The 22,382-nt window shown below is 59.4% G+C and carries 23 protein-coding genes; 16 read left to right on the top strand and 7 right to left on the bottom strand.

Going from position 1 to position 22,382, the window contains the following annotated elements; genetic code table 11:
- The first annotated feature begins 62 nt into the window (after positions 1–62).
- On the top strand, positions 63–362 hold the full coding sequence (locus AC1DNI_RS15885; RefSeq protein WP_477692542.1) for a hypothetical protein: 300 nt from the start codon (positions 63–65) through the stop codon (positions 360–362).
- Here the strand turns inward: AC1DNI_RS15885 and AC1DNI_RS15880 are convergent.
- Positions 349–2,112 (bottom strand): putative bifunctional diguanylate cyclase/phosphodiesterase, encoded by a 1,764-nt coding sequence (locus AC1DNI_RS15880; RefSeq protein ID WP_091921100.1) that lies wholly within the window; start codon positions 2,110–2,112, stop codon positions 349–351. The two genes, AC1DNI_RS15885 and AC1DNI_RS15880, sit on opposite strands and share 14 nt — an antisense overlap.
- A 158-nt stretch (positions 2,113–2,270) precedes the next feature.
- Between AC1DNI_RS15880 and AC1DNI_RS15875 the strand changes: the two genes are divergently transcribed.
- From AC1DNI_RS15875 to AC1DNI_RS15835, 9 genes are all read left to right on the top strand, one after another.
- Entirely contained in the window at positions 2,271–3,863 is a 1,593-nt protein-coding gene (locus tag AC1DNI_RS15875) for an EAL domain-containing protein (protein ID WP_477692541.1), read from the top strand.
- Between the two features lie 99 nt (positions 3,864–3,962).
- On the top strand, positions 3,963–4,724 hold the full coding sequence (locus AC1DNI_RS15870) for a transporter substrate-binding domain-containing protein (RefSeq protein WP_477692540.1): 762 nt from the start codon (positions 3,963–3,965) through the stop codon (positions 4,722–4,724).
- A gap of 45 nt (positions 4,725–4,769) precedes the next feature.
- Positions 4,770–6,098 carry a GGDEF domain-containing protein gene (locus AC1DNI_RS15865; protein ID WP_051614740.1) on the top strand — a complete coding sequence of 443 codons (1,329 nt, stop codon included), beginning with the start codon at positions 4,770–4,772 and terminating at the stop codon, positions 6,096–6,098.
- A 23-nt stretch (positions 6,099–6,121) separates the two neighbouring features.
- A complete protein-coding gene (locus AC1DNI_RS15860) occupies positions 6,122–6,739 on the top strand; it encodes a CDP-alcohol phosphatidyltransferase family protein (RefSeq protein ID WP_477692539.1) in 618 nt (205 codons plus the stop codon).
- Positions 6,740–8,542 carry a bifunctional alpha/beta hydrolase/class I SAM-dependent methyltransferase gene (locus AC1DNI_RS15855; RefSeq protein WP_477692538.1) on the top strand — a complete coding sequence of 601 codons (1,803 nt, stop codon included), beginning with the start codon at positions 6,740–6,742 and terminating at the stop codon, positions 8,540–8,542.
- Positions 8,539–9,885 (top strand): phosphatase PAP2/dual specificity phosphatase family protein, encoded by a 1,347-nt coding sequence (locus AC1DNI_RS15850; protein ID WP_477692537.1) that lies wholly within the window; start codon positions 8,539–8,541, stop codon positions 9,883–9,885. The genes AC1DNI_RS15855 and AC1DNI_RS15850 overlap by 4 nt, the downstream gene beginning before the upstream one ends.
- Positions 9,878–10,300 carry a hypothetical protein gene (locus tag AC1DNI_RS15845; RefSeq protein ID WP_091948024.1) on the top strand — a complete coding sequence of 141 codons (423 nt, stop codon included), beginning with the start codon at positions 9,878–9,880 and terminating at the stop codon, positions 10,298–10,300. Before AC1DNI_RS15850 ends, AC1DNI_RS15845 begins: the two co-directional genes overlap by 8 nt.
- 38 nt (positions 10,301–10,338) lie before the next feature.
- Entirely contained in the window at positions 10,339–10,977 is a 639-nt protein-coding gene (locus AC1DNI_RS15840) for a lysophospholipid acyltransferase family protein (protein WP_477692674.1), read from the top strand.
- A complete protein-coding gene (locus tag AC1DNI_RS15835) occupies positions 10,970–11,908 on the top strand; it encodes a phosphatidate cytidylyltransferase (protein ID WP_477692536.1) in 939 nt (312 codons plus the stop codon). Before AC1DNI_RS15840 ends, AC1DNI_RS15835 begins: the two co-directional genes overlap by 8 nt.
- A gap of 2 nt (positions 11,909–11,910) precedes the next feature.
- Here the strand turns inward: AC1DNI_RS15835 and AC1DNI_RS15830 are convergent, their stop codons facing one another.
- A complete protein-coding gene (locus AC1DNI_RS15830; RefSeq protein ID WP_477692535.1) occupies positions 11,911–13,065 on the bottom strand; it encodes a fumarylacetoacetate hydrolase family protein in 1,155 nt (384 codons plus the stop codon).
- Between the two features lie 222 nt (positions 13,066–13,287).
- Here AC1DNI_RS15830 and AC1DNI_RS15825 point away from each other — a divergent pair, with 222 nt between their 5' ends.
- The 3 genes from AC1DNI_RS15825 (at position 13,288) to AC1DNI_RS15815 (ending at position 17,077) form a co-directional block, all read left to right on the top strand.
- The gene (locus AC1DNI_RS15825) at positions 13,288–14,169 is read left to right on the top strand and encodes a DMT family transporter (RefSeq protein ID WP_477692534.1); all 882 of its coding nucleotides are present in this window, start codon (positions 13,288–13,290) and stop codon (positions 14,167–14,169) included.
- A gap of 96 nt (positions 14,170–14,265) precedes the next feature.
- A complete protein-coding gene (locus AC1DNI_RS15820) occupies positions 14,266–15,069 on the top strand; it encodes an SDR family NAD(P)-dependent oxidoreductase (protein WP_477692533.1) in 804 nt (267 codons plus the stop codon).
- A 199-nt stretch (positions 15,070–15,268) separates the two neighbouring features.
- Positions 15,269–17,077 (top strand): chloride channel protein, encoded by a 1,809-nt coding sequence (locus tag AC1DNI_RS15815; protein WP_477692532.1) that lies wholly within the window; start codon positions 15,269–15,271, stop codon positions 17,075–17,077.
- Here the strand turns inward: AC1DNI_RS15815 and AC1DNI_RS15810 are convergent.
- A complete protein-coding gene (locus tag AC1DNI_RS15810; RefSeq protein WP_477692531.1) occupies positions 17,074–17,922 on the bottom strand; it encodes an aldo/keto reductase in 849 nt (282 codons plus the stop codon). The genes AC1DNI_RS15815 and AC1DNI_RS15810 overlap by 4 nt on opposite strands.
- A 47-nt stretch (positions 17,923–17,969) precedes the next feature.
- Entirely contained in the window at positions 17,970–18,203 is a 234-nt protein-coding gene (locus AC1DNI_RS15805) for a hypothetical protein (protein ID WP_477692530.1), read from the bottom strand.
- A 254-nt stretch (positions 18,204–18,457) separates the two neighbouring features.
- Between AC1DNI_RS15805 and AC1DNI_RS15800 the strand changes: the two genes are divergently transcribed.
- Positions 18,458–19,033 (top strand): MarR family winged helix-turn-helix transcriptional regulator, encoded by a 576-nt coding sequence (locus tag AC1DNI_RS15800; RefSeq protein WP_027231212.1) that lies wholly within the window; start codon positions 18,458–18,460, stop codon positions 19,031–19,033.
- A 12-nt stretch (positions 19,034–19,045) separates the two neighbouring features.
- Here AC1DNI_RS15800 and AC1DNI_RS15795 read toward each other — a convergent pair whose 3' ends face one another.
- Positions 19,046–19,966 carry a sensor domain-containing diguanylate cyclase gene (locus AC1DNI_RS15795; protein ID WP_477692529.1) on the bottom strand — a complete coding sequence of 307 codons (921 nt, stop codon included), beginning with the start codon at positions 19,964–19,966 and terminating at the stop codon, positions 19,046–19,048.
- A gap of 72 nt (positions 19,967–20,038) precedes the next feature.
- Entirely contained in the window at positions 20,039–20,722 is a 684-nt protein-coding gene (locus AC1DNI_RS15790) for a UdgX family uracil-DNA binding protein (protein ID WP_477692528.1), read from the bottom strand.
- Between the two features lie 40 nt (positions 20,723–20,762).
- Here AC1DNI_RS15790 and AC1DNI_RS15785 point away from each other — a divergent pair, with 40 nt between their 5' ends.
- Both AC1DNI_RS15785 and AC1DNI_RS15780 read left to right on the top strand, forming a co-directional pair.
- A complete protein-coding gene (locus AC1DNI_RS15785; RefSeq protein WP_477692527.1) occupies positions 20,763–21,047 on the top strand; it encodes a DUF3175 domain-containing protein in 285 nt (94 codons plus the stop codon).
- A gap of 12 nt (positions 21,048–21,059) precedes the next feature.
- Positions 21,060–21,383, top strand: a complete 324-nt coding sequence (locus tag AC1DNI_RS15780) for an antibiotic biosynthesis monooxygenase family protein (RefSeq protein WP_477692526.1) — start codon at positions 21,060–21,062, stop codon at positions 21,381–21,383.
- Here the strand turns inward: AC1DNI_RS15780 and AC1DNI_RS15775 are convergent.
- On the bottom strand, positions 21,377–22,357 hold the full coding sequence (locus tag AC1DNI_RS15775; protein ID WP_477692525.1) for an SDR family oxidoreductase: 981 nt from the start codon (positions 22,355–22,357) through the stop codon (positions 21,377–21,379). The genes AC1DNI_RS15780 and AC1DNI_RS15775 overlap by 7 nt on opposite strands.
- Between the last annotated feature and the right edge of the window lie 25 nt (positions 22,358–22,382).

Raw genomic sequence — 22,382 nt, 5'->3', positions numbered from 1 at the left:
TGCCCAGCGGGAGGCGACCCGCAATCATGGATGTGTTCTCGCCTTATCTGAGGGAGCGTGTCATGGCCTTTTTGGAAATCGACAGACGCATATTTACGACCACTGATTGGGAAATCATGCAGCGCGCGCATAATCGCGCTTCGATTCTGCTAGATCGTTGCCCAAGGACCGATCCTCGGTGCAATGAACTTGCGCGAACCATTATCGCAATGTTCGAAAGCGGGATCCGCGACGAGGATGAACTGGCCGCAATGGCGGCAAACCGCGAACTGAATTTTCTCGGTGCGCGCGGTCATTTCCAGAAACCCTTCCCGATCGGGAAAATCAAGCAAGGAATGCCGGAGTCGTTCACGGAACACTAGAGCCTTTACTCCGCTCGACAAGCAGCCGTGCGCCAAGGTCCGCCGCAGGTTCCGGGTAGGCGATTGCATAGCCCTGCAATGTATCGCAGCCAAGACGCCGCAACAATTTCGCGTGCTCGTTGGTCTCGACGCCCTCTGCAATCACCCCAATGCCGAGCGCCCGGGCTATTCCAACGATTGACCCGACGAGACTCCTCTGCTCGGGCGAGATCGTGATCGGCATGACCAGGCGCCCGTCGATCTTCAGGCGCTTTGGTTTGAGTTTCAGGAGACCGATGATCGAGGCGTGTCCCGAACCGAAGTCGTCCACCTCGATGTCGATTTCCATTTGCTTCAGCAGGGAAATGTTGAGCAGGACCTCGTCTTCGAGCTCGTCGAGAAAGATAGTCTCCAGGAGCTCGAACGAAATCGCATTATGCGGAATCTGCAAAAGACGCAGCTGATTGATCAGCAACGGATCGGACAGGCGGGCCGCCGATGTGTTGACCGCAATGCGTGGAACCGCGATGCCGCTTTCCTGCCAGACCTGCCGGTCGCGCAGCACTGCTCGCAACATGGCTGCATCTAGATCGGCCATGAGGCCGAGCGTATTCGTCACCTTCAGGAAGGCCTCGGGGCCGAGCACGCCGCGCTTGGGGTGTCTCCAACGGGCCAACGCCTCTATACCGACGATTTCACGTGACTCAGCATCGATCTGGATCTGGTAGAAAGGCACGAACTCGCCGCGCTCAAGGCCCCGCTTCACATGTTCAGCGATGCGACGGTCCCGCGAAAGTTCGCTTTTGAGGTGCGGCGCAAAGAATTCGACGCGGTTGCGGCCGAGCTTTTTGGCGCGGTAGAGCGCGATATCGGATTCGGCGAGCAGTCCCGAGGCGTTGCCGTCATTGACCCAGGCGACGCCGATGGAGGCGCCGGTCTGCAGCAATGCTCCGCCGTGGGATACGCCCTGCTTCAGGAGGCGCACGATATGCTCGGCAACAACTTCCAGCTCCCGGATCGTCGCAAAATCCGAAAGGAGGATGATGAACTCGTCGCCGCCCATGCGCGCAACGAAGCCGCCTTCCGGCACGACGGAAGCGATCATCAACGCCGCCGACTTCAACACGGCATCGCCCGCGGCATGGCCCGCCGTGTCGTTCACCTGCTTGAAATAATCGAGATCGACATGGAGCACGGCAAGACGCTCCCTTAAGGGATCGTTCGACAGTTCGGCAAGACGCCTGTCGAAGAACCGCCGATTGGGAAGACCGGTCAGATAGTCATGCTCGGCAGCATATTCGATCTGAGCAGTGCTGGCCTCGAGGGCAAGCGTCCGTGCTTCGGCGATCGCCTTCTGGTTTGACAGTTCGCGGGTGAGCATGACATCAGCGGTAACGTCCCACTCGGCGCCAACGAACGTGCCGCTGCTGCCGTCGTCGTAATAATGCGCCCGCGACCTGATGTGACGAATATCTCCGTTCGGGAGTATCACCCGGAACTCCGAGACGTAGTCGCTCTTGAGCTCGGCGGCTTCATTGAAGTCCTCCATGGCTCTTGCCCGATCGTCAGGATGAATCGCATTGATCCAAATTTCAGAGCTAACTCGTCGTTGCGTACCGCCGGTGCCATAGAGCCGGTGCATCTGTGAATTCCAGATCACCTCGCCGGTCTCGGCATTGTGCTCCCAGACGCCGATCTGCGATGCGTCGAGCGCTATTTCGAGACGACGAAGGATGTTTTGGAATTCTTGCTCTGATCGCGCCGGCTGCATCTTCTCGTTGTGGCTCCACCCTCGCCACAACTTACAGCGTGGATTTCGGGTTCGCTACGATTATTGTCTCGTGTCATTCGGTCAGAGAAATTTTACGACTTGCCGTGCAAGGATGATCTTAACCTGGAAGCTTGGCGGATCGATGCTTGGAAAAGACGATGAGAATTTTCTGGATGCGGCGCCATTTCGATCGAGCCTGGTTCAGGAGTTTGCTCGTCGCGGCCTTGATAATCGGCGGCGGTATCTGCGGTGCATGGATCAGCAAGCTGGTTATCGTCTCGAGCGATCGGGCCGACATGCGCAGATACACCGATCAGGTGCTTGATCGCGCGGTTGACGTTTTTGCCGAAGTCGACGACATGCTCGCCGTCATCAACGGCTCGCCCTTTCCCTTCTGCTCGACCGAAGAAATCAGCTACCTTCGCGATATTCTGTTTCGAACGAAGTTCCTGAAGGACCTCGGACGGGTCAAGGACGGCGCTTTTCATTGCTCTGCGGTTTTCGGGAAGGGTCGCAAACCAATGCCCCTGATCACGCATGATTTCGAAACATTGGACGGCAAACTGATCTACACGAAGGCGCGTCTTGCCATCTCCAACACCACGGCCCCGATCATCGGCACTGGCCAGGCCAATGTCGTTCTTGACCCTCAAGCTTTCGAAACGCTGAAAAATCCCGACTACACGTTCAGCGTCATGTTCAATCCCGTTGGCATGCCCGAGACGATCGGTCTCTTCGGCACACTCAATCAAGGGGCAATCGGGGGGGTCAGGCCCTCCGGCGGCGGGAGGCAGGGCGGTACGATCTTTCGCAACGTCTGCAGGAAAACCGCCTGCGTAACGGTCAATGTCGAAGTCGGCAGGCTCGAGGCATCGGCGCAGCCCATGACGATCATTCTGACCCTGTTCGGAGCGGCGCTTGGCGGCGCGCTCGGAGTGATCCTCATCCTGCTACGCCGCAACACGATGAGCATGAAGGCGCGCCTGCAGCAGGCGATCGCGCGCAAGCGGCTGACGGTCGAATATCAGCCCATCGTCGATATCGTCACCGGAAAACCGGTGGCGGCGGAAGCGCTGGCGCGTTGGCGCGACAATGGCGAAGCAATTTCGCCGGATGTGTTCATTTCGGTTGCGGAGAAGTCAGGCCTGATCAATCGTCTGACGACCTGTATTATCGAACACGTCCTGGACGACATGGCGGCGTTTCTGGTGGCCAATCGGAATTTTCACATCAATATCAATATATCCGCTGCCGACCTTTTCGATCGACACTTCAACGATTGGCTCGCGGCCCGGCTCAAGGCGGCAAACGTTGCCAGCGACCAGATCCTGCTCGAAATTACCGAGCAATCCACCGCCAACTCCAGCGATGCGATCGCCGCGATACGGCGCTTGCGTGCGCGTGGGCACAAGATTTTCATCGACGACTTCGGAACCGGTTATTCGAGTTTGGCCTATCTTGGCGAACTAAGCGTCGATGGCATCAAAATCGACCGCTCCTTCACCCGGACTATTGGAACCGGGTCGGTGTCGGTTTCGATCATCCCTCAAATCATCGGCATGGCCCACGTGCATCATCTCGCCATCGTCGTCGAGGGCATCGAAACAGAGGCGCAGCGCGACTATTTCGCCGCTCTCGTACCGAAGGTGGATGGGCAGGGCTGGCTGTTCGGCCGACCGACCACTTCGGCGGCCATCAGAGAAATGGTGCACGCATCGCGCGAACAATCTAATGCAACTTCTGATATTTAACTTAAATCAAGCATGTTCGGATTAATTGTTGATCGATCATAGTTTGTTCATTTCGTCCGAGTGATTCTGCTATCATCGGGGTATTGGGGACGGCAAACGATGAAATTGACAATCCTGGCAGTGGCTGCTGTAGCACTTCAACTGCTCGCGGGCAGCGCTTCGGCGGAAGCCTTAAAACTTAGAGTTGCAACGGAAGGCGCATATCCGCCGTTCAATTCCATCGATGCCAATGGCAATCTCGTGGGCTTCGACGTTGATATAGCCAAGGCTGTCTGCGAGGACATGAAGGCCGAATGCACCCTCGTTGCCATACCCTGGGATGAGATCATCGGCAGGCTGGAAAACAACGAATACGACCTCGTCGTAGCGAGCATGTCGTATACCGATGCCCGGGCCGCGCGAATGGAGTTTTCAAGTTCCTACTATCGTTCGCATTCGGCGTTTGCAGGAGATCCGAACCGATTCAAGGATGTTGCGCCCGCCGCCCTCAAGGGCGTGCGCATCGCGGCCGGCAAGCAGACGATCCAATCGGAATATCTGGAGAAGGCCTATAAAGAGAGCAAGATTGTCCTGACCAAGGATGAGCCGGAAGCGCAAAAGCTGCTGCAGGCGGGCGAGGTCGATCTGGTGCTGGCGGATTCCATCGACCTGCTGACCTTTCTGCAATCGCCGAATAATTCGAAGTTCGACTATGTGGGCGATCCGGTAACCAACGGCTTCCTCAAAAGCTCGGCGCACATCACCGCGCAAAAAGGTAATGTGGAATTGATCAAGAAGGTCAACGAGGCGCTCGATCATCTCCGGCTGAACGGGACGTATGATCGTATCAACAACACTTATTTTCCCTTCAGCATCTACTAGGTAAGTCCGGCAATGGCAGCGCGCAGGAGAGGAGTGCAGATATCGATGATCACGGCCGGAAGGCTGCTGATCGGATTCGTGCTCCTTTACGCCATAGTTGCCGCAGGCGTTTCCATCGTATTCCTGCGCAAGATCGAGAACGATGCGCGCTATACCCAGGAACAGCAGCTGCCGCTGGTCTTGAGCCAGAACCGCAACGCCATCAAGGTCGAGCGGCTGGCGTCGCTCGCGCGTTCCATTTACCTCGCGAAAGACCGCGAATTGGAGCGCCAGCTGCAATTGCAGACGCATGTGCTTGCCCAGAGCTTTACGCTGGATGAAAATGATCAGTTGGCCAAGGGCGTCCAAAAGGTCAGCAGCCACGTCAAGCAGATCGTCGCCCTTCGCGATCAGGTTCGCAAGATGGATGCTGGCGATACGAGTCCCGACCCCGCGGTTCGAGCCGAGCTGGAGCGGCAGGCCCTCGAAACCTACCAAAGCGCCATGCGGGTAACCGATGAACTCGGCCAATCCATCGTCAGCGACGCCGCGGTTCTCGCCTATGGCATGTCCGGCGATATCCAGCGGACGGCGAAGATGATCCAGGTAGCGTGGATCATCATTCTGACGTTGCCGGTTCTTATTGCTGTCGGCGCGATCTATGTCGTGGCGAGGCACATAATTCGCCCCATAAATTCGGCCATCGAAGGCCTGCGTTCCATCGACCGCCACGAAAAGCGCAGGCTCAGACTGCGCCGGCCGCTGTTCCGTGAGTTGTCGACGATCAACGAGGCCATCGAAGCCTATGGCCACGTCTCACTTGATCTGCTGCGGACCAATTCCATCCTGCAGGCGCTTTCCGAAGAAGACGGCCTGACGACCCTTGCGAACCGGCGCAGTTTCGAAAAGCGTATCGGCGAGGAGTTTGCCAAGGCGACGCAGAACGACACCGATCTTGCAATCCTCATGGTCGACCTCGACCACTTCAAATCGATAAACGACCATTACGGCCACCAGATGGGCGATACCTGCCTGAAAATGACCGCGAATGTCCTGCGCAGCATCGGTGCCGAACGCGATTGCCACGCGGCTCGCTACGGCGGCGAGGAGTTTTCCCTGGTCTTTCCGGATTGCGATTTGCAGAGCGCGATTGCCGAAGCGGAAAAAATCCGGCTGTCGATCAGCAGCCTTATCATCACCTCAAGCTACGATGAAACCATCCGTATAACTGCCAGCGTCGGTGTGGCGACGATCAAAAGCGGAAGGTTCGAGACTGCGGCGCAATTGCTCGAGAATGCCGACCGGGCGCTCTATCTTGCCAAGCACAGCGGACGCAATATTGTGAAATCGCTTCCTCTGCCCGGCAGGGCCGATTTGAAACCGCTGACGGCCTAGACCAATTCTCGGGAATCCCGCCGATGCCAACGCTCTATTCCCTGAAGCCAGCCTTCCAGAACCTGCTGCGGCCGCTCGTCGGTCGCCTGGTCGCGCGCGGTGTGACCGCCAATCAGGTCACCCTCGCGGCAGCCGTGCTTTCGGTCCTTGCGGGAGCGGTGGTGGCCCTGTTCTACGACATCTTCCCGGTCTTCTGGCTGCTGCCGGTCGTCCTTTTCGTGCGCATGGCGCTTAACGCGATCGACGGCATGATGGCCCGGGAGTTCAGGCAGGCTTCGAAACTCGGCGCCTATCTCAACGAACTCGGCGACGTCGTCTCGGACGTGGCGCTCATCCTGCCCTTCATGCTGGTCGGGCCATTCGCGCCGCCCGGCGTCGTCGCCTTTGCCATAGCCGCGATGCTGACCGAATACGCCGGCGTCCTCGGCGTGATGACCGGCGGGGGCCGCTGCTATGACGGGCCCTTCGGCAAGAGCGACCGTGCCCTGGCACTCGGCGTCATCGCGGCCCTCATCGGCAGCGGTATCGTGCTCCCTTACTGGTTCGGCTGGATCTTTCCTCTCATGGCGCTCCTTTCGGTCTACACCATGATCAATCGCGTGCGGGCGGGCTTGCGGCGCGCGGAAACGGCGGCATCCTGAATGATCTCGTTGGCGGAACACGAAACGACCACCGAGAACGCCAACGGCCGGACCGCGCCCGGCGCAGCCGAAGAGCATTTCTTTCGCACGCATGACGGCACGGAACTCTTCTATCGCAAGTGGCCGGCGCGCAGCGGGACGGCCAGAGGCGCAATCGTTCTTTTGCATCGCGGCCATGAGCATGGCGGGCGTGTCGCCCACCTTGTCGGCGAGCTTGGTCTCGATGATTTTGCATTCTATGCCTGGGATGCCCGCGGCCACGGCCGTTCTCCCGGAACGCGCGGCTTTTCGCCATCGTTCGCTGCTTCGGTACGCGATCTCGACATTTTCGTTCGGCACATCATCGCCGGGGACGGCTTTGCCATGGAAGATATCGCGGTCGTCGCCCAATCGGTTGGAGCAGTTCTCGCGGCAAGCTGGGTCCATGACTATGCGCCGCCTATTCGCGCGCTTGTTCTTGCGTCGCCGGCGTTCAGCGTAAAACTATACGTTCCCTTTGCCCGGCAAGGCATCTCGCTCTGGCAAAAGCTGAAAGGCCAGTTCTTCGTCAATTCCTACGTCAAGGCCAAGTTCCTCACCCACGATCCCGCGCGCATCGCCTCGTTTGAAAACGACCCGCTGATCACCCGCCCCATCGCTTCCAACATATTGCTCGACCTTTATGAAACCGCGGAGCGGGTCGTCGCCGACGCTCGCGCAATCATCGTGCCGACGCAACTCCTGATCTCTGGGAGCGACTGGGTCGTTCGCCATGCGCCGCAACACCGCTTCTACGAAAATCTGGCGCATCCCCTGAAGGAACGGCATGTACTGAAAGGCTTTTTTCACGACACGCTCGGCGAAAAGGAACGGGCCATTCCCGTCGCCCATATGCGCCGCTTCTTAACCGAGCGCTTTGCTAAGGCCCCAGCCGAACTCGACGTCACCAACGCCGATGCCACTGGTTACACACGCGACGAGGCTGACCGGCTTTCGTCACCACAGGATATGCTTTCGGCCAAGGGCCTATACTGGACATCGTACGGAACCTCCCTGCGCTGCGCCGCCCTCATCTCCGAAGGCATTCGCACGGGGGTAAAGATCGGCTTCGACTCCGGTTCGACGCTCGACTATGTCTACCGGAACCAACCGCGCGGGATCGGCCCGGGTGGCAGGCTCGTCGACAAACAGTTCCTTGAAGCCATCGGCTGGCGCGGCATTCGCCAGCGAAAGCTGCATCTCGAAGAGCTGATCGGAATGTGCCTCGCCAGGCTCGCCGCGAGCGGAAGAACAACGAATGTCCTCGACATTGCTGCCGGCCACGGTCGCTATATCCTCGACGCCGTCGCGCAATCCGGGATAAAGCCGGACAGTGTCCGGCTCCAGGACTATTCGCCCATCAATGTAGATGCGGGGAACAAGCTGATAGCCGAGCGCGGTCTCCAGTCGATCACGAACTTCTATCAGGCTGATGCCTTCGATTGCGACATGCTGGCTTCGACGGCCCCCTCCCCGGATCTTGCGATTGTCTCCGGGCTTTACGAACTATTTTCGGACAACGGCATGATCCGCCGCTCGCTCAATGGCCTCGCCCGGGCGATGCAACCCGGCAGCCTGTTGATCTACACCAACCAGCCCTGGCATCCGCAGCTCGAAATGATCGCACGCGCTCTGACATCGCACCGCGGCGGGGAAGCCTGGATCATGCGCCGGCGCACGCAGGCCGAGATGGACCAGCTGGTCGCTGCCGCAGGGTTCAAGAAAATCGAGCAGCGCATCGACCGCTGGGGCATTTTCACAGTGTCGGTCGCCGAGCGTAAATGACGGCGGCGAGCGTTTCACCGATTGGCAAATGGCGTCTTGAAGGGCCGGTGGCAAAGCGCGCCATACTGTGGCTCGCCTTCCTCGCACCCTTCTTCTATCTCACCTATGGCACGGCCAACTGGCTCGCCGCGCAACGGCAGCACGTTGCGCACATAACCTTCAGCTGGGAACATGACATTCCCTTCCTCGCCTGGACGATTTTTCCCTATTGGTCGATCAACGCCTTTTACGGTCTGTCCCTGTTCCTCAACGACACCCCATCAGAGGTGGACCGCCTGGCAAGACGTTATCTCACGGCGCAGATGATCGCCGTTGCCTGCTTCGTCGCCTTTCCCCTGACCTTTACTTTCGCAAAGCCTTTGACGAGCGGAGCGCCGGGCTTCCTCTTCGATTTGCTCGGGGGCTTCGACAAGCCGTTCAATCAAGCGCCGTCCCTGCACATTGCCTTGCTCATCATCATCTGGGAACACTGGCGCCACCGGCTCGCAGGCGCGATACTCGGGCTATGGCACCTGTGGTGCCTGCTGATAGGTGTTTCCGTGCTCACGACGTACCAGCACCATTTCATCGACATACCGACCGGCGCACTCCTCGGATTCTTTGCCTTGTGGCTATTTCCCGCCGGGGAGCGGTCGCCGTTGGGGGATTTTGTTCTCGGCCCGAATGGGAAGCAGAAGCGTATCGGCAGCTACTATGCCGCCGCCAGTCTCGCGCTTCTTCTCCTTGTTGTGGTTGAAGCAGCGAGATCGATCATTTACCTCATCTTGCTTTGGCCGGCTCTGGCGTTCGGCATTGTCGCCCTCGCCTATCTAGGCGTAGGGCCCAGGGTCTTCCAGAAACGCCAAGATGGAACAGTATCGCTGGCTAGCCTGTGGCTCCTTGCGCCCTATCGGCTTGGCGTCAAAATCAACATCTACCTATGGACCCGCGGGCTGCCTAGCTCCGTGCGGATTCTTGACAACGTCCACCTCGGCCGTCTGCCGAAGCGTGCCGAGCTTTCGGCTTTTGCCAGTGTGATCGATTTGACCAGCGAACTTGCAAGACCGTCCGGCGTCGAAATTGCCTGGCGAACTTTCCCGGCGCTCGATCTCGTCCCGGTACCGCCCGACGATCTTGAAAAAGCTTCGGAAGCCATCGAAAATGCGCAGATGAGAGGTCCCGTGCTCGTCTGTTGCGCGCTCGGCTTTCAGCGCAGCGCAGCGGCAGTGGCGACCTGGCTTTTACGCCATGGGCACGCTGTTAACGCAGAACAGGCGATACACCTGATGAAGACAAGGGGCAGGCCAATACACCTGAGCGATGAAATGATCGCGACGGAAGGAACAGGGGAACGGCATGGATGAAGACGCGGAAACCTTCGCGGCCCGTTTGACGCGCAGGGCCCATACTTATGGGTTTTTGACCTGCATTCTATTGGTGGCATCTTCCGTTGCGGGAGACGCCGGGGGCAAGCTTTTCAGTTGGCTATGGCCACTCCTCATAGTCGGGGGGCTGACGACGCTGTTCCTTGCCATCTATCTGCGCTTCGATGCGGCACTTTTCCATTTCATTGCCTCGCATGAAGACGAAACGGCGGGCTGTCGTGCCGCCGACAAGCTGCTCGAGCGCATGCGCCTGCGCAAATGCCCAAAAACGACCCGGCCGCTCAACGCTCGCATTGCTGGCACCAACCGCCTGCTGATGCGCCTTCATCTGGCTTTCGCGGTCTTCCTTGCCCTCTTTGCTTCCGCAACGGCCTATAGTTTGTGGACGGCATAAGCGTGGATAAACCTGGGGAGACGTTCGGTCAGCATGTCATGCGGCGCGCCGCCGCCATGGTCCTTGCCGGCCTGTCGCGCGCGATTACCGGCGTGCGGCCCATCTGGCAGGGCTGCGCACCCTCCGGGCGGCAGCGCATCTATTTCGCCAACCATGCCAGCCACGGCGATTTCATTCTGCTTTCAACGTGCCTCCCGCCGAAGGAGCGCGAGCGGACGCGCGCCGTCGCGGGCGCAGATTATTGGCGCAGGAAACGCGTCCGCCACATCCTTGCCCGTGATCTTCTCAATACGGTGCTGGTCGAGCGCAACTGGGTGGAACGGGCCGAAGACCCGATGGTCATCATGCTGGGCGCCCTCGCCGATGGACACTCACTGATCATCTTTCCCGAAGGTACGCGCAACATGACCGAGGAACCGCTGCTGCGCTTCCGCTCAGGTATCTACAATCTTGCCCTGGCTCGCCCCGACGTTGAGCTTGTCCCATGCTGGATCGAGAATATGTCCCGCGTGCTCCCCAAGGGCGCGTTTCTACCGGTACCTCTATTGTGCCGTGTTGTTTTCGGCACGCCCGTTCAATTGGAGCCAGAGGAGGATCGTCACGCCTTCCTGGCGCGTGCCCGCGATGCGCTTCTTACGCTTAGTCCCGAACAGCAGAGGGCTCTCGATCATGGTTGAAGCAGCCTGGCTGTTTCTCGGCCTTCTTGCCGTCCTCACTGGCGCAAGCGCCATTGCCACCGCGCTCTCCTGGAAAAGCCGGCGGAAGGGTGACGTGCTGCCGGACGCCCTCGCCAATCTCAACTCACGCATCAAGGCGTGGTGGATCATGGTGGGCGCAATCTCCGTCGCCTTCTTTTTCGGCAAGGGCGGTGTCATCCTCCTCTTTGCCTTCGTATCCTTCGCTGCCTTGCGCGAATATGTGACGCTCACCCACACGCGGCGCGGGGATCACTGGATCCTGATCGGCATGTTCCTCGTGATCATCCCGATTCAATATTATCTGCTGTGGATCGAGTGGTACGGCCTGTTTGCAATCTTCGTGCCGGTCTACTGCTTCCTCGCCATGCCTGCCCTGACGGCAATTTCGGGCGACACCGCGCGCTTTCTGGAACGTGTCAGCGAACAGCAATGGGGCATCATGCTATCGGTCTATTGCATCAGCCATGTTCCGGCGCTGCTCACGCTGGCGATCCCCGGCTTTGCCGGCAAGGGATTGCTGCTCATCGCCTTCCTTATAGCCACCGTGCAAGGCAGCGATGTCCTGCAATATGTTTTCGGCAAGCTCTTCGGCCGGCACAAGGTCGCGCCGAAGGTTTCGCCTTCCAAGACCTGGGAAGGGCTTGTCGGCGGCATAGCCAGCGCTTCGCTGCTTGGCGCGGCGCTCTACTGGCTGACCCCGTTCACGCCGGCCCAGGCCGGACTGATGGCTGCTCTTGCCTGCATCATGGGCTTCTTCGGCGGGCTCGTCGCCTCCGCGATCAAGCGGGATCGCGGCGTCAAGGATTGGGGCCACATGATCGAGGGCCATGGCGGCATGCTCGACCGCGCGGACAGCCTCGTCTTCGCCGCGCCGGTCTTCTTTCACATCGTCCGATACTTCTGGACCTAGCGCTAGAGAAGTTCCGCCCTGGCGAGATCGCGCAGCAGATGGCTTGCACCATAGGTCCACGGCGCACACTCGGTCGAGAGCCGCACGCGGTTGGACAATGTCCCAAGCGAAGGCGTGGATATCGAGACGATATCGCCGAGCTTATGGGTGAAGCCCTTGCCCGGGCCGTCGCGGTCCTTGACCGGAGCGAACATGGTGCCGAGGAAGAGGACGAGGCCATCCGGATACTGATGGTGCCGACCGATCGTCGCCTCCACCAGCGATTCTGGTTTACGCGAAATCTTGGCCATGTTGGAATGCCCGTCGAGCACGAAGCCATCCTCGCCCTCGACCCGCATGCTGAGTTCGGCGGCTTTGACGGTCTCGAGTGTGAACTCACCATCGAAGAGCCGTACGAAAGGTCCGACGGAGCCGGACGCATTGTTGTCCTTGGCCTTGCCGAGAAGCAGCGCTGAGCGACCTTCGACATCGCGCAGGTTCACGTCATTGCCAAGCGTCGCACCGACGATCTGGCCGCTGCTGGCAACCACGAGCACGATCTCCGGCTCGGGGTTGTTCCAACTTGAGATTGGATGAAGGCCGACGTCAGCACCGAAGCCGACCGTCGACATGGGCTGCCCCTTGGTGAAAATCTCCGCATCCGGCCCGATGCCGACCTCGAGATACTGGCTCCAGACGCCGCGTGCAATCAGCGCCTCCTTCACCTGCATCGCAGCGGGCGAGCCCGGCACGATTTGCGACAGATCCGCGCCAATAAGGCCGAGCACCTCCTCGCGCAGCGAGTCCGCCCTGGTCTTGTCGCCCTTCGCCTGCTCTTCGATAACACGCTCGAGCAGCGAGGCGACAAACGTTACACCGGACGCCTTGACCGCTTGCAGATCGATGGGTGACAGCAATGCCGGGTCGGCCGGATCGAACGTGCTGGACCAGCTATTGGCAAGGACGGCATCGACGGCGCCGATCCTCGTGCCTTCCACGCCGGTAACATAGCTTGCGGGTTCGGCCATCTCGCATATGTCGCGCACGGTCGGGCCAGCCTTGTCGGTGATGTCATAGACAATGCCATCTCTGATTGCGACGATCCGGGGATGGTCGTAGCCAGGAATTTTGGCTCGTCCGAGAAGGACGCCGGAGGTTGGGACGATGGCATTTGACATGATCGATTTCCTGGATGTTTCGGATTGACGGAGTGGAATGGCATCCTCTCCCTGGACTGCTTGCCCGCATTTATGCGGGAGGAGCGCGCTCCAATCAAGACCAGCCCGACGCTCGTCCGGGCCGCCCTGTCAGGAGACCGTGGACGAGCTTCCAATATGTCTTGTCATTTTATGCGAACGCGCCACTAGTACGCGCAAGGGCAAAAGACAACCGGGGCGTGTGTGAACAAGGTAGCGGAATATCGACTGGGATTGATCCTCGTTACTGCATCTGCAGTGGCTTGGAGCCTTGCCGGGTTGTTCACGCGCGCGATCCCGCTCGACAGCTGGACGATCCTTGCCTGGCGGGGTATTTTCGGCTCGATCGGCATTGCCGTTGCCATGATGCTTTTTGAAGGTGGGATCGCCTGGAAGAGCTTCCGCCATATGGGTCGTCCCGGCTGGCTTTTCGTAGCGGTCTCGTCGCTGGGCATGGTGTTTTTCATAACCGCGCTCAAGGAGACGACCGTGGCGCATGTCGCGGTCATCTATGCGACAATCCCTTTCGTCGCCGCCGTCGTTGCCTGGCTGGCCATGGGCGAGCGCTCGACCCTGCGCGCGATCGTCGCAAGCATCGCGGCGATGGGCGGCGTCATCATCATGGTCGGGCTCGGAACGGAGGGCAGCCTGTTCGGCGATCTTCTGGCATTCGGTATGACCCTCTGCATGGGCGTGCTGATGGTCATCGTGCGCCGGTCTCCTGAAATCTCGGTCATGCCTGCCGCCTGCGTCTCGGCCCTCCTGAGCTCGCTTATCTGCTGGCCGCTCGGCAATCCACTGTCGGTCTCCGCACACGACCTCCTCCTCATTGCCATGTTCGGCATCCTCGTTTCCGCCGTCGGGCTTGCCTGCTTCACGCTAGGCGCAAAATGGCTTCCACCGATAGAAACCGCCCTCATCGGCTCGCTGGATGCGCCTCTCGCACCATTCTGGATCTGGCTCGTATTTAACGAGGCTCCGAGCAAAAGCACGGTTATCGGCGGCTCGATCGTTTTTGCCGCCGTGGTCGCCAACGTTCTGGCCGGAACAAAGAAAGGGCGGACACCGGCTAATTCTGCCACCTAACAGCGGTGTCCTAAAACGTTGTTTATATGACATTTAGGCCGTAGCCGTTCGGTTGTATTCTTCCTCCAGTCACCCAGACATGGAAGGAACCAGGACATGACCATTCAATCAGACAAGGGCACGGCGCTGATCACCGGCGCATCATCGGGCATCGGCGCTGTATATGCGGACAGGCTTGCACGCCGCGGCTATGACCTCATTCTCGTCGCACGCAATCGCGACAGGATGACAAGCCTTGCTTCGCACCTGACCACCGAAACGGGGCGGAGCGTCGAAGTGGTTGCCGCCGATCTTGGCGACGACAGCGGAATTGCCAAGGTCGGAGCCATTCTTGCCAGCGATGCGAGCATAACCATGCTCGTCAACAATGCGGGTGTCGGCGCAACGGCACCATTGCTCGAATCCGATCCAGCTGAAATGGACGCGATGATCAAGCTCAATGTGGTTGCATTGACACGCCTGACAGAGGCCGCAGCGCCTAAGTTTGTCGCACGGGGCAGCGGCACCATTATCAATATCGCCTCGATCGTCGCCATTGCGCCGGAAGCGCTCAACGGCGTTTACGGCGGGACCAAGGCTTTCGTGCTTGCCTTCAGCCAGTCCCTGCATCACGAACTCAACGACAAGGGCATCCGTATCCAGGCCGTGTTGCCCGGCGCCACGAGCACGGAGTTCTGGGCGAACGCCGGCCGGCCGGTTGAAAACCTGCCGAGTGCCATTGTCATGACCGCGGCCGACATGGTCGATGCGTCCTTGGCCGGCCTCGACCAGGGCGAACTCGTCACAATTCCGGCTTTGCCCGACATTGCCGACTGGAATGCCTTCGAGGGCGCCCGGCAAGCATTGCGACCCAATCTTTCGCATCGGGAACCGGCGGCGCGCCTCTTCGCCCGGGCTTAAGGCAACTAAACCCAAATAGCGGATATCCGTTGAGCCGGCTGCAAGGCGGCCGGCTCTCATTGCATGAATCGCATCACCAAAGGTCAATTCCCGGCGTTTTGTGCCAACTCATTGACACAATGGATGTATAACCCGCTTCGCAACGCGCACATCGCACGCTCTCCCGCCTTCGGGAGGTTCACGCCAACATGGTCCGCTCATGGGTTTACGTCCACTTTATCGCAAGCTGGCACTGCGCCGATTGGGCGTGTTCTCGATTTTCCTTGCGCCGAGCCGGCTGCGGGCCTTCGCACGCAGCACCGAACTTGGCCTCGTCCTTGCAGCCGCTGTCGTCGGTGTTGTTTCGGGTTGGACGGTCACGGCCATGAGCATGATCGCCCAGGGCATGCACCAGATGATTTTCGGTCTCGAGGCCGGCGAGCGCCTTTCGACGATCGTCACGACCAATACGACCACTTTGTTCATCGCGCCGATTTTCGGCGGCGCTCTCATGGGCCTCGTGCTGCTCGTTCTCACCCGCTATCGCAAGCGGCCCATGGTCGACCCCATCGAGGCCAATGCGCTGCATGGCGGCAGGCTGTCGCTCAATGACAGCCTGATCGTTGCCGCACAGAATTTGATCTCGAACGGCTTCGGTGCATCGGTGGGGCTCGAAGCCGGCTACACACAGCTTGCATCCGGGCTTGCGTCGAAGATCGGTCTTTCGCTGAAACTGCGCCGGTCGGATCTGCGCATCCTTGTCGGCTGCGGCGCCGCGGGAGCGATTGCGGCCGCGTTCAATGCGCCGCTCACCGGCTCGTTCTACGCCTTCGAATTGATCATCGGCTCCTATACAATCCTCAGCCTTGCGCCAGTGATCGTGTCGGCGCTGATCGCCAATGTCGTTGCGAGGGCCTTGTCGGGTGACAATTTTGTCATCGACATCGGCCATTTCGGCGCGGTCGTACCGGCAGACTACCTGCCAGCCATGCTACTCGGCATCTTCTGCGCACTCGCCGGCGTTCTCCTGATGAAGGGCGTCTCTTTCGTCGAGGAAATGGCCCGCAAGAGCTTCATTCCACCAGCGCTCCGGCCCCTCCTCGGCGGCGCCATCGTCGGCCTCCTCGCCCTCGTCACGCCGCAGGTCCTGTCGGGCGGACATGGCGCGCTGCACCTTAATCTCGACACGACCACGACGATTGCCGCATTGGTCGGCCTGCTGTTGCTAAAATCGCTGGCTTCCGCGATCTCCATCGGATCGGGTTTCAGAGGCGGGCTTTTCTTCGGCTCGCTGTTCATGGGAGCCTTGCTCGGCAAGCTCTTTGCTTATTCGGCGCCCTATATTTTTGCGCATGCAACGCTGACGCCGGTGATCTACGCGGTCGTCGGAATGAGTGCGCTTGCCGTCTCTGTTATTGGCGGCCCCCTGACGATGACGTTCCTCGCCCTCGAGATCACCGGCGACTTTCCAATAACGGTCCTCGTTCTCGCCGCGGTGACCGCAGCGTCGCTGACGGTACGCCATACGTTCGGCTACTCCTTCGCGACCTGGCGTTTCCACCTGCGTGGTGAGAGCATTCGCAGCGCCCATGACGTGGGCTGGATTCGCAACCTCACGGTCAACAAGCTCATGCGATCCGATGTTCGCACCGCGCCGATCGAGCAGACCATCCGCGCATTTTGTCGCGACTTTCCATTGGGTTCGACGCAGCGGGTGATCATCGTCGATGACACCGGCAAATATGCCGGCATGGTCCTCGTGCCCGAGGCGCATGCGGGCCTGACCGAGAACGCCGACGAGGACCTGCCGATTGCCGGTCTCATCAAATACCGCAACGAATATCTGCAGCCGCAGATGAACGCAAAGCAGGCGGCAGCGATTTTCGACAAGACGGAGAGCGAAGCGCTTGCTGTCGTCAACGATCTTGTTGAACGGCGCGTCATCGGTCTCCTGACGGAAAGTCACTTGCTGCGTCGATACAGCGAAGAGCTCGACCGGCAACGCCGCGACGTATCGGGAGAGATTTAGAGCATGGCAAGCCGCTGCTTGCGCTGCGGCGGCGGGAATGCGCATTCCAGAACTGCGAGATGCTCTGGTGAGAGCTTGAGGTCCAGAGCCTTGCGGTTGTCGCGGATGTGCTGCGGCGTGCTGGACTTCGGAATGGCGATAACGCCTTCCTGATTGATGACAAATGCAAGCGCCACGACCGCCGGCGTCGTCTCATACGCTTTGGCAATCGCGGCAAGCGCGGGATGCCCCAGCATGCGGCCCTGCTCGATGGGGGAGTAGGCCATGACCGGGATCGTTCGGTTTTGGCAAAATGGCAGAAGGTCGAATTCGATGCCGCGCCGCGTCAGATTGTAAAGCACCTGATCGGCGGCCACGGCGCTTCCGCCGGAAACGTCGAAGAGTTCTTCCATGTCGTCCGTGTCGAAATTGCTGACGCCCCACGCGCGAATCTTGCCGGACTCAATCAGTTCCTCGAAGGCTGCGACTGTGTCGTGCAGCTTGTATCCGCCGCGCCAGTGCAGAAGATAAAGATCGATCGTCTCGCATTTCAGCCGCTTCAGGCTACGCTCGCAAGCGGCAATCGTTCCCTTGCGCGAGGCGTTGGACGGCAGCACCTTGCTTACGATGAATACCTCGTCGCGCCGTCCGGCGATCGCCTCGCCAACGATTTCTTCCGCGCCGCCATCGCCATACATTTCCGCAGTGTCGATCAGCGTCATGCCAAGATCGATACCGAGGCGAAGCGCCTCCACCTCTCTTTGCGCCTGGCGACGGTCTTCGCCCATGAACCAGGTCCCCTGGCCGAGAACAGGTACCTTCTCGCCAGAAGGCAGCGACGTCGTCCTGATATCCGAATGCTTCATTGTTCAGTCCTGCAAGACCCGATGAAGGCTCAGTCCAGCATCGATCGTCAACCGGTGCAAGGGCCTGTCGGACCGGCACGCATGTCGCGCAGCCGCTCCGCAGCCGACGCCGCGAGGTCGGTGAAGATGAGATCGAGGTCTTCAGCCACCTGGTAGTAGGATTCGGGCAGGTCTTCGCCTTCCATCTCCGACCGGATTTCCTCCATGCTGCGCGCATGGCTTTCAAGGAACTTGTAGAGTTCCGACACCTGTTCGAGCGAAAGTGATTCGTGCGCGAGCATCCTGGGAATTTTCTTTCCCAACACAGTGGCCAATTCGTTCTTCTCCCGCAGAACGTTCAACCAGTTTGCCAACTATTTTTATTCCTCCCAAGAGGAGCGTCGCAGAGGACCGTTTCCACATCAACTAATCCTTTAGTACTATTTATGCCTTCTAGTCCTCGCTCTTTTCTGTTAACCTACGCCCTGTAATTTCCCCCTTCGCACATGCGAATTACCGTTTCCACCGCGTGGTACACTGGTTTCAGGAGCACCTAATGATCTCGCATTTGCTGCACAATCTCGTCGAAGCCGACCCGGCCAAGGAAGGCGAGGACAGCGTTGACGCGGTAGACGCACCACGACGCAAACGCACGCCTTCGTCTTCTTCCGCATTCACCCACTTCGAATTGGGTCGGACGCTGGAGCGGGCCAATCGCCGCTTCGCCACATTCCTGCAGGCTGAGATGTCCCGCCTCGGCGTGCGCGAAATCGGTCCTGCCCATGCGATGCTGCTCCTGACGATCGGTAATGACGAACTTTCCGTCGGCCAGCTCATGGATCGTGGGCCCTATGGCGGCACCAACCTTTCCTATTACCTGAAGCAGCTTGGCGAGTGTGGCTATGTCGAGCGCATTCCGTTGCCGCGTGATCGCCGCACAATCCGGGTGCGCCTGACACAAAAGGCGCAGGATCTGTGCGCCGACCTGACGGAAATCACCGAAAAATATCACCAGCTGGTGGCTGGCGACCCTGAGAACATGCGGCGGATGGAGATAGCGTTCGAAACGCTCGACAGGTTGGAGCGGGCTTGGGCGACGGCTGCCATTTTCGGATCTCCTGACGAACGGTAGAACTGCCACCCCTCAGACGGCGACTATACGGTCCCGTCCGTCAAGCTTGGCCTGATATAGCCCCTTGTCGGCCCGCGCGAATGCATCCTGGGCAGTGTCGCCCGGCTTCAGTGCCGTCATACCTGCCGAGCACGTATAGGAAACCTCCGGATATGACGGAAGCGGCCTCGAGGTGCGAATCTTACTGAACACGCGTTCCAGGATCGCCAGGCCGTTTTCAATATTGGTGTCCGGCAGAATGAACATGAACTCTTCGCCGCCAATCCGGCCGAAACAATCAAGTCGCCTGACGAACGAGTGCCCATGCCGGGCAAAATCGAGCAGGACCACATCGCCCGACTGATGGCCGTAGCGGTCGTTGATCGATTTGAAATAATCGATATCGAGCACTGCGATACAGCCAATATCGCTACCAGGCGCTGCGGTCCTGCTCGCCAGCGCCTCGAGCCTTGTCATTATGAAGCGCCGATTGGCGATCCCGGTGAGTTCGTCGGTTTGCGAGGCGCGCAACGCCAGATCACGATCCTGGCGAAGCCAGCGGTCGTCGGCGCGCAGCGGGGTAATGTCGCTGGCAATGCACAGCATCCAGCCGTTCGATTGCACTGTCTCGGTCATCCACAGCCATCGACCGTCGGCGAGATCTGTTTCAAACGAGCGGAAGGCGGTCTTGCCGCGGCGTGACTGGGTCGAGCGCAACCATTCTTCGAAGTCGGCCGTCTTCAAGACGGTCCCGACGCCGGCCAGGAAGTTGCGCCGCATGATATCGCCCCAGCTCAACTGCTCGTCAGGGGTAAGGTGATAGGCGGCGCGAAAACTCTTGTTTGCGTAGCGCAGCACATCGTCTTCGTCATAAACGGCGACCAAGGCGAGGCTTTCCGTCTGCAGCGACAGAAGATTGTCGAGAATTGCGTCTGCTCGCTTCGAAGAATCCATGCTCACCTGAATCAATCACGGCACGGGAATACAACTAACCCGAATCCCGCCCGACCGGAACAGATAGTTGCATCAGGTAGCAAGCGCCTTGATTGCCGAGAGGTCCTTGATGAACGCCTTTTTCTCGGCCGCAGCATCGGCCCGATCGCGAATTCGCAGGATATAGGACGGATGGATGGTTACAAGCACCGGCGGAAACATCGTCGTTTCAACGACCTTGCCGCGATCGCGCATGACACGCACCGAACTGCCGAGTAGCGCCGAGGCCGCGGTGCCGCCGAGCGCGACCACTATTTTCGGATGGATCAGCCGCAATTCATTTCTGAGCCACCAGGAGCAGGCCTCGATCTCGCCGCCGTTAGGCTTGGCATGCAGGCGACGCTTGCCGCGTTGCTCGAATTTGAAATGTTTGACGGCATTGGTGACGTAGCATTGATCGCGGTCGACGGCGGCTTCCGCAAGGCACTCATCGAGAACCAGACCTGCTGGCCCGACGAAAGGCCTGCCCGCAAGATCCTCCTTGTCGCCGGGCTGTTCGCCAACAAGCACGATCCTGGCATGCGAGGGACCCTCCCCGAAGACAGTCTGGGTCGCATATTTGTAGAGATCGCAGCGCCGGCAGTGGTCGGCTTCCGCCTTTAACTCGGATAATGAGTGTGCGTCCGGTGTCTCACCGTCGGTGATGTACCTGTCCATGGCGCCGTAACGCGTGAAAGAATTGCGTGGTTCCACGGCATTGGGAACCAATCCTGCCATCTCCGGTTGAATCTCCAGCGCAACAGGCAGGAGTACTGCAATGGCCAGGACAGCCAAGAAGAAATGGTCGCAAGACGTCACAGAGCATAGCGATGCGCTGGATCTTAAAGCGAATGTTTTCGAACAGAAGGACCCGCGCAAGATTGCGCATTCGCTAAAGCAATCGGCGGAACAATCGGACCGCAGGAAATCGAGCCCTTACCGTTCTGCCATGTCGATGCTGACCTTTTATATCAACCGCGCCGGCAAGAACCTCCCCGAGGCGCAAAAGCACATTCTGGAGCAAGCCAAGGGCGAGCTTCGCAAGGAATTCGGGCGAGAGTGAGAGGGTTCAATCATGGAAAAGGCGAAGATTGCGCGTATCTGGCGTGGCCGCACGCTGCCGCACATTGCCGATGAGTACGAGGCCTATAACTTCGAGGAAGGGATCAGACCGCTTATCGAAAAGGCGCTGTGGGTGCAGACACTGCGCGAGGATCGCGAGCAAGAAACCGAATTCATGACGATTTCCTATTGGGAAAGCATTGAAGCGATGTCACGGTTCACCGGCAGCGATCCAAATAGCATTCACCATCTTCCACGCGACAAGGATTACCTGATCGAGCTTCCCGATGCAGTTCAGGTTTTCGAAATCCGCACCAGCAATGGCCGATCTCAATAGCCGCCTATGATCGGCAGGATCTCGCCGGTGATATAGCTTGAACAGTGAGGCGAGGCGAGAAAGACATAGGCGGGGGCAATTTCCTCGGGTTGGGCCGGCCGCATCATCGGCGTGTCGCTTCCGAATTTCGAAACGTCGGCCGCTTCCTTGTCGGCAGGATTGAGTGGCGTCCACACCGGGCCCGGCGCCACCGCGTTCACCCTGATGCCCTTGGACAGCAAATTCCCCGAAAGGGCCCGCGTAAAGGCGTGAATACCGCCCTTGGTCATCGAGTAATCGAGGAGGTTCTTGCTGCCTCTGATCCCGGTCACCGAGCCGGTATTCACGATCGCCGAACCCGGCTTCATCTTGCGGGCCGCAGCTTGCGCGAGGAAGAAATAGCCGTAGAGGTTGGTGCGGATCGTCTCGTCGAAGTGCTCCTCCGTGAGTTCGTCGAACGCGTCGGTGTGGAGTTGAAACGCTGCATTGTTGACCAGAACGTCGAGCGCACCGAATGCCTTCACGGTTTGCTCGACCGCATCCTCGCAGAATTTCCGGTCTCGCACGTCGCCGGACATCAGCAGGCATTTCCCGCCTTCCTTCTCGACCAGCGCCTTGGTCTTTTCGGCGTCGGTGGGCTCATCGACATGGATGATGGCGACATCTGCGCCCTCGCGCGCAAACAACACCGCAACGGCCCGCCCTATACCTGAATCGCCGCCGCTGATCAGGGCTGCCTTTCCTTCGAGCTTGCGTGACCCGAGATAATAGGGCGCGTCGTACATCGGCTCCGGTTTGAGCATGGACTCCGTTCCCGGTTTTGACAGATGCTGTTTTGGAAACGGCGGGACCGGATAGGCGCGCGCCCCTGTCTGCGGTATCTTTTTTTCTTGCCCCGAACCGGATTTTTCGGCCTTCGTATCGGCCCGCTTCTGGATCGTCCGCTGCCGTTCCGCCGTTTGCTTGCCCTTATTGGATCGAGCAGTCTGGGCCATCGCCTTTACCTCCGCGCCTTCGGGT

The organism is Phyllobacterium sp. 01N428 (assembly GCF_056399405.1).
The sequence above is the reverse complement of the archived record's forward strand: the minus strand, read 5'-3'. Positions and strand labels throughout refer to the sequence as shown.

Coding starts and splice junctions, on each gene's coding strand:
- AC1DNI_RS15885 (WP_477692542.1), top strand. CDS start 63: ATGGCCTTTTTGGAAATCGACAGACGCATATTTACGACCACTGATTGG.
- AC1DNI_RS15805 (WP_477692530.1), bottom strand. CDS start 18,203: ATGCTCGCGCACGAATCACTTTCGCTCGAACAGGTGTCGGAACTCTAC.
- AC1DNI_RS15855 (WP_477692538.1), top strand. CDS start 6,740: ATGATCTCGTTGGCGGAACACGAAACGACCACCGAGAACGCCAACGGC.
- AC1DNI_RS15830 (WP_477692535.1), bottom strand. CDS start 13,065: ATGTCAAATGCCATCGTCCCAACCTCCGGCGTCCTTCTCGGACGAGCC.
- AC1DNI_RS15795 (WP_477692529.1), bottom strand. CDS start 19,966: ATGGATTCTTCGAAGCGAGCAGACGCAATTCTCGACAATCTTCTGTCG.
- AC1DNI_RS15815 (WP_477692532.1), top strand. CDS start 15,269: ATGGGTTTACGTCCACTTTATCGCAAGCTGGCACTGCGCCGATTGGGC.
- AC1DNI_RS15860 (WP_477692539.1), top strand. CDS start 6,122: ATGCCAACGCTCTATTCCCTGAAGCCAGCCTTCCAGAACCTGCTGCGG.
- AC1DNI_RS15840 (WP_477692674.1), top strand. CDS start 10,339: ATGCGGCGCGCCGCCGCCATGGTCCTTGCCGGCCTGTCGCGCGCGATT.
- AC1DNI_RS15780 (WP_477692526.1), top strand. CDS start 21,060: ATGGAAAAGGCGAAGATTGCGCGTATCTGGCGTGGCCGCACGCTGCCG.
- AC1DNI_RS15785 (WP_477692527.1), top strand. CDS start 20,763: ATGGCCAGGACAGCCAAGAAGAAATGGTCGCAAGACGTCACAGAGCAT.
- AC1DNI_RS15865 (WP_051614740.1), top strand. CDS start 4,770: ATGATCACGGCCGGAAGGCTGCTGATCGGATTCGTGCTCCTTTACGCC.
- AC1DNI_RS15870 (WP_477692540.1), top strand. CDS start 3,963: ATGAAATTGACAATCCTGGCAGTGGCTGCTGTAGCACTTCAACTGCTC.
- AC1DNI_RS15845 (WP_091948024.1), top strand. CDS start 9,878: ATGGATGAAGACGCGGAAACCTTCGCGGCCCGTTTGACGCGCAGGGCC.
- AC1DNI_RS15875 (WP_477692541.1), top strand. CDS start 2,271: ATGAGAATTTTCTGGATGCGGCGCCATTTCGATCGAGCCTGGTTCAGG.
- AC1DNI_RS15835 (WP_477692536.1), top strand. CDS start 10,970: ATGGTTGAAGCAGCCTGGCTGTTTCTCGGCCTTCTTGCCGTCCTCACT.
- AC1DNI_RS15775 (WP_477692525.1), bottom strand. CDS start 22,357: ATGGCCCAGACTGCTCGATCCAATAAGGGCAAGCAAACGGCGGAACGG.
- AC1DNI_RS15880 (WP_091921100.1), bottom strand. CDS start 2,112: ATGCAGCCGGCGCGATCAGAGCAAGAATTCCAAAACATCCTTCGTCGT.
- AC1DNI_RS15810 (WP_477692531.1), bottom strand. CDS start 17,922: ATGAAGCATTCGGATATCAGGACGACGTCGCTGCCTTCTGGCGAGAAG.
- AC1DNI_RS15790 (WP_477692528.1), bottom strand. CDS start 20,722: ATGGCAGGATTGGTTCCCAATGCCGTGGAACCACGCAATTCTTTCACG.
- AC1DNI_RS15820 (WP_477692533.1), top strand. CDS start 14,266: ATGACCATTCAATCAGACAAGGGCACGGCGCTGATCACCGGCGCATCA.
- AC1DNI_RS15850 (WP_477692537.1), top strand. CDS start 8,539: ATGACGGCGGCGAGCGTTTCACCGATTGGCAAATGGCGTCTTGAAGGG.
- AC1DNI_RS15800 (WP_027231212.1), top strand. CDS start 18,458: ATGATCTCGCATTTGCTGCACAATCTCGTCGAAGCCGACCCGGCCAAG.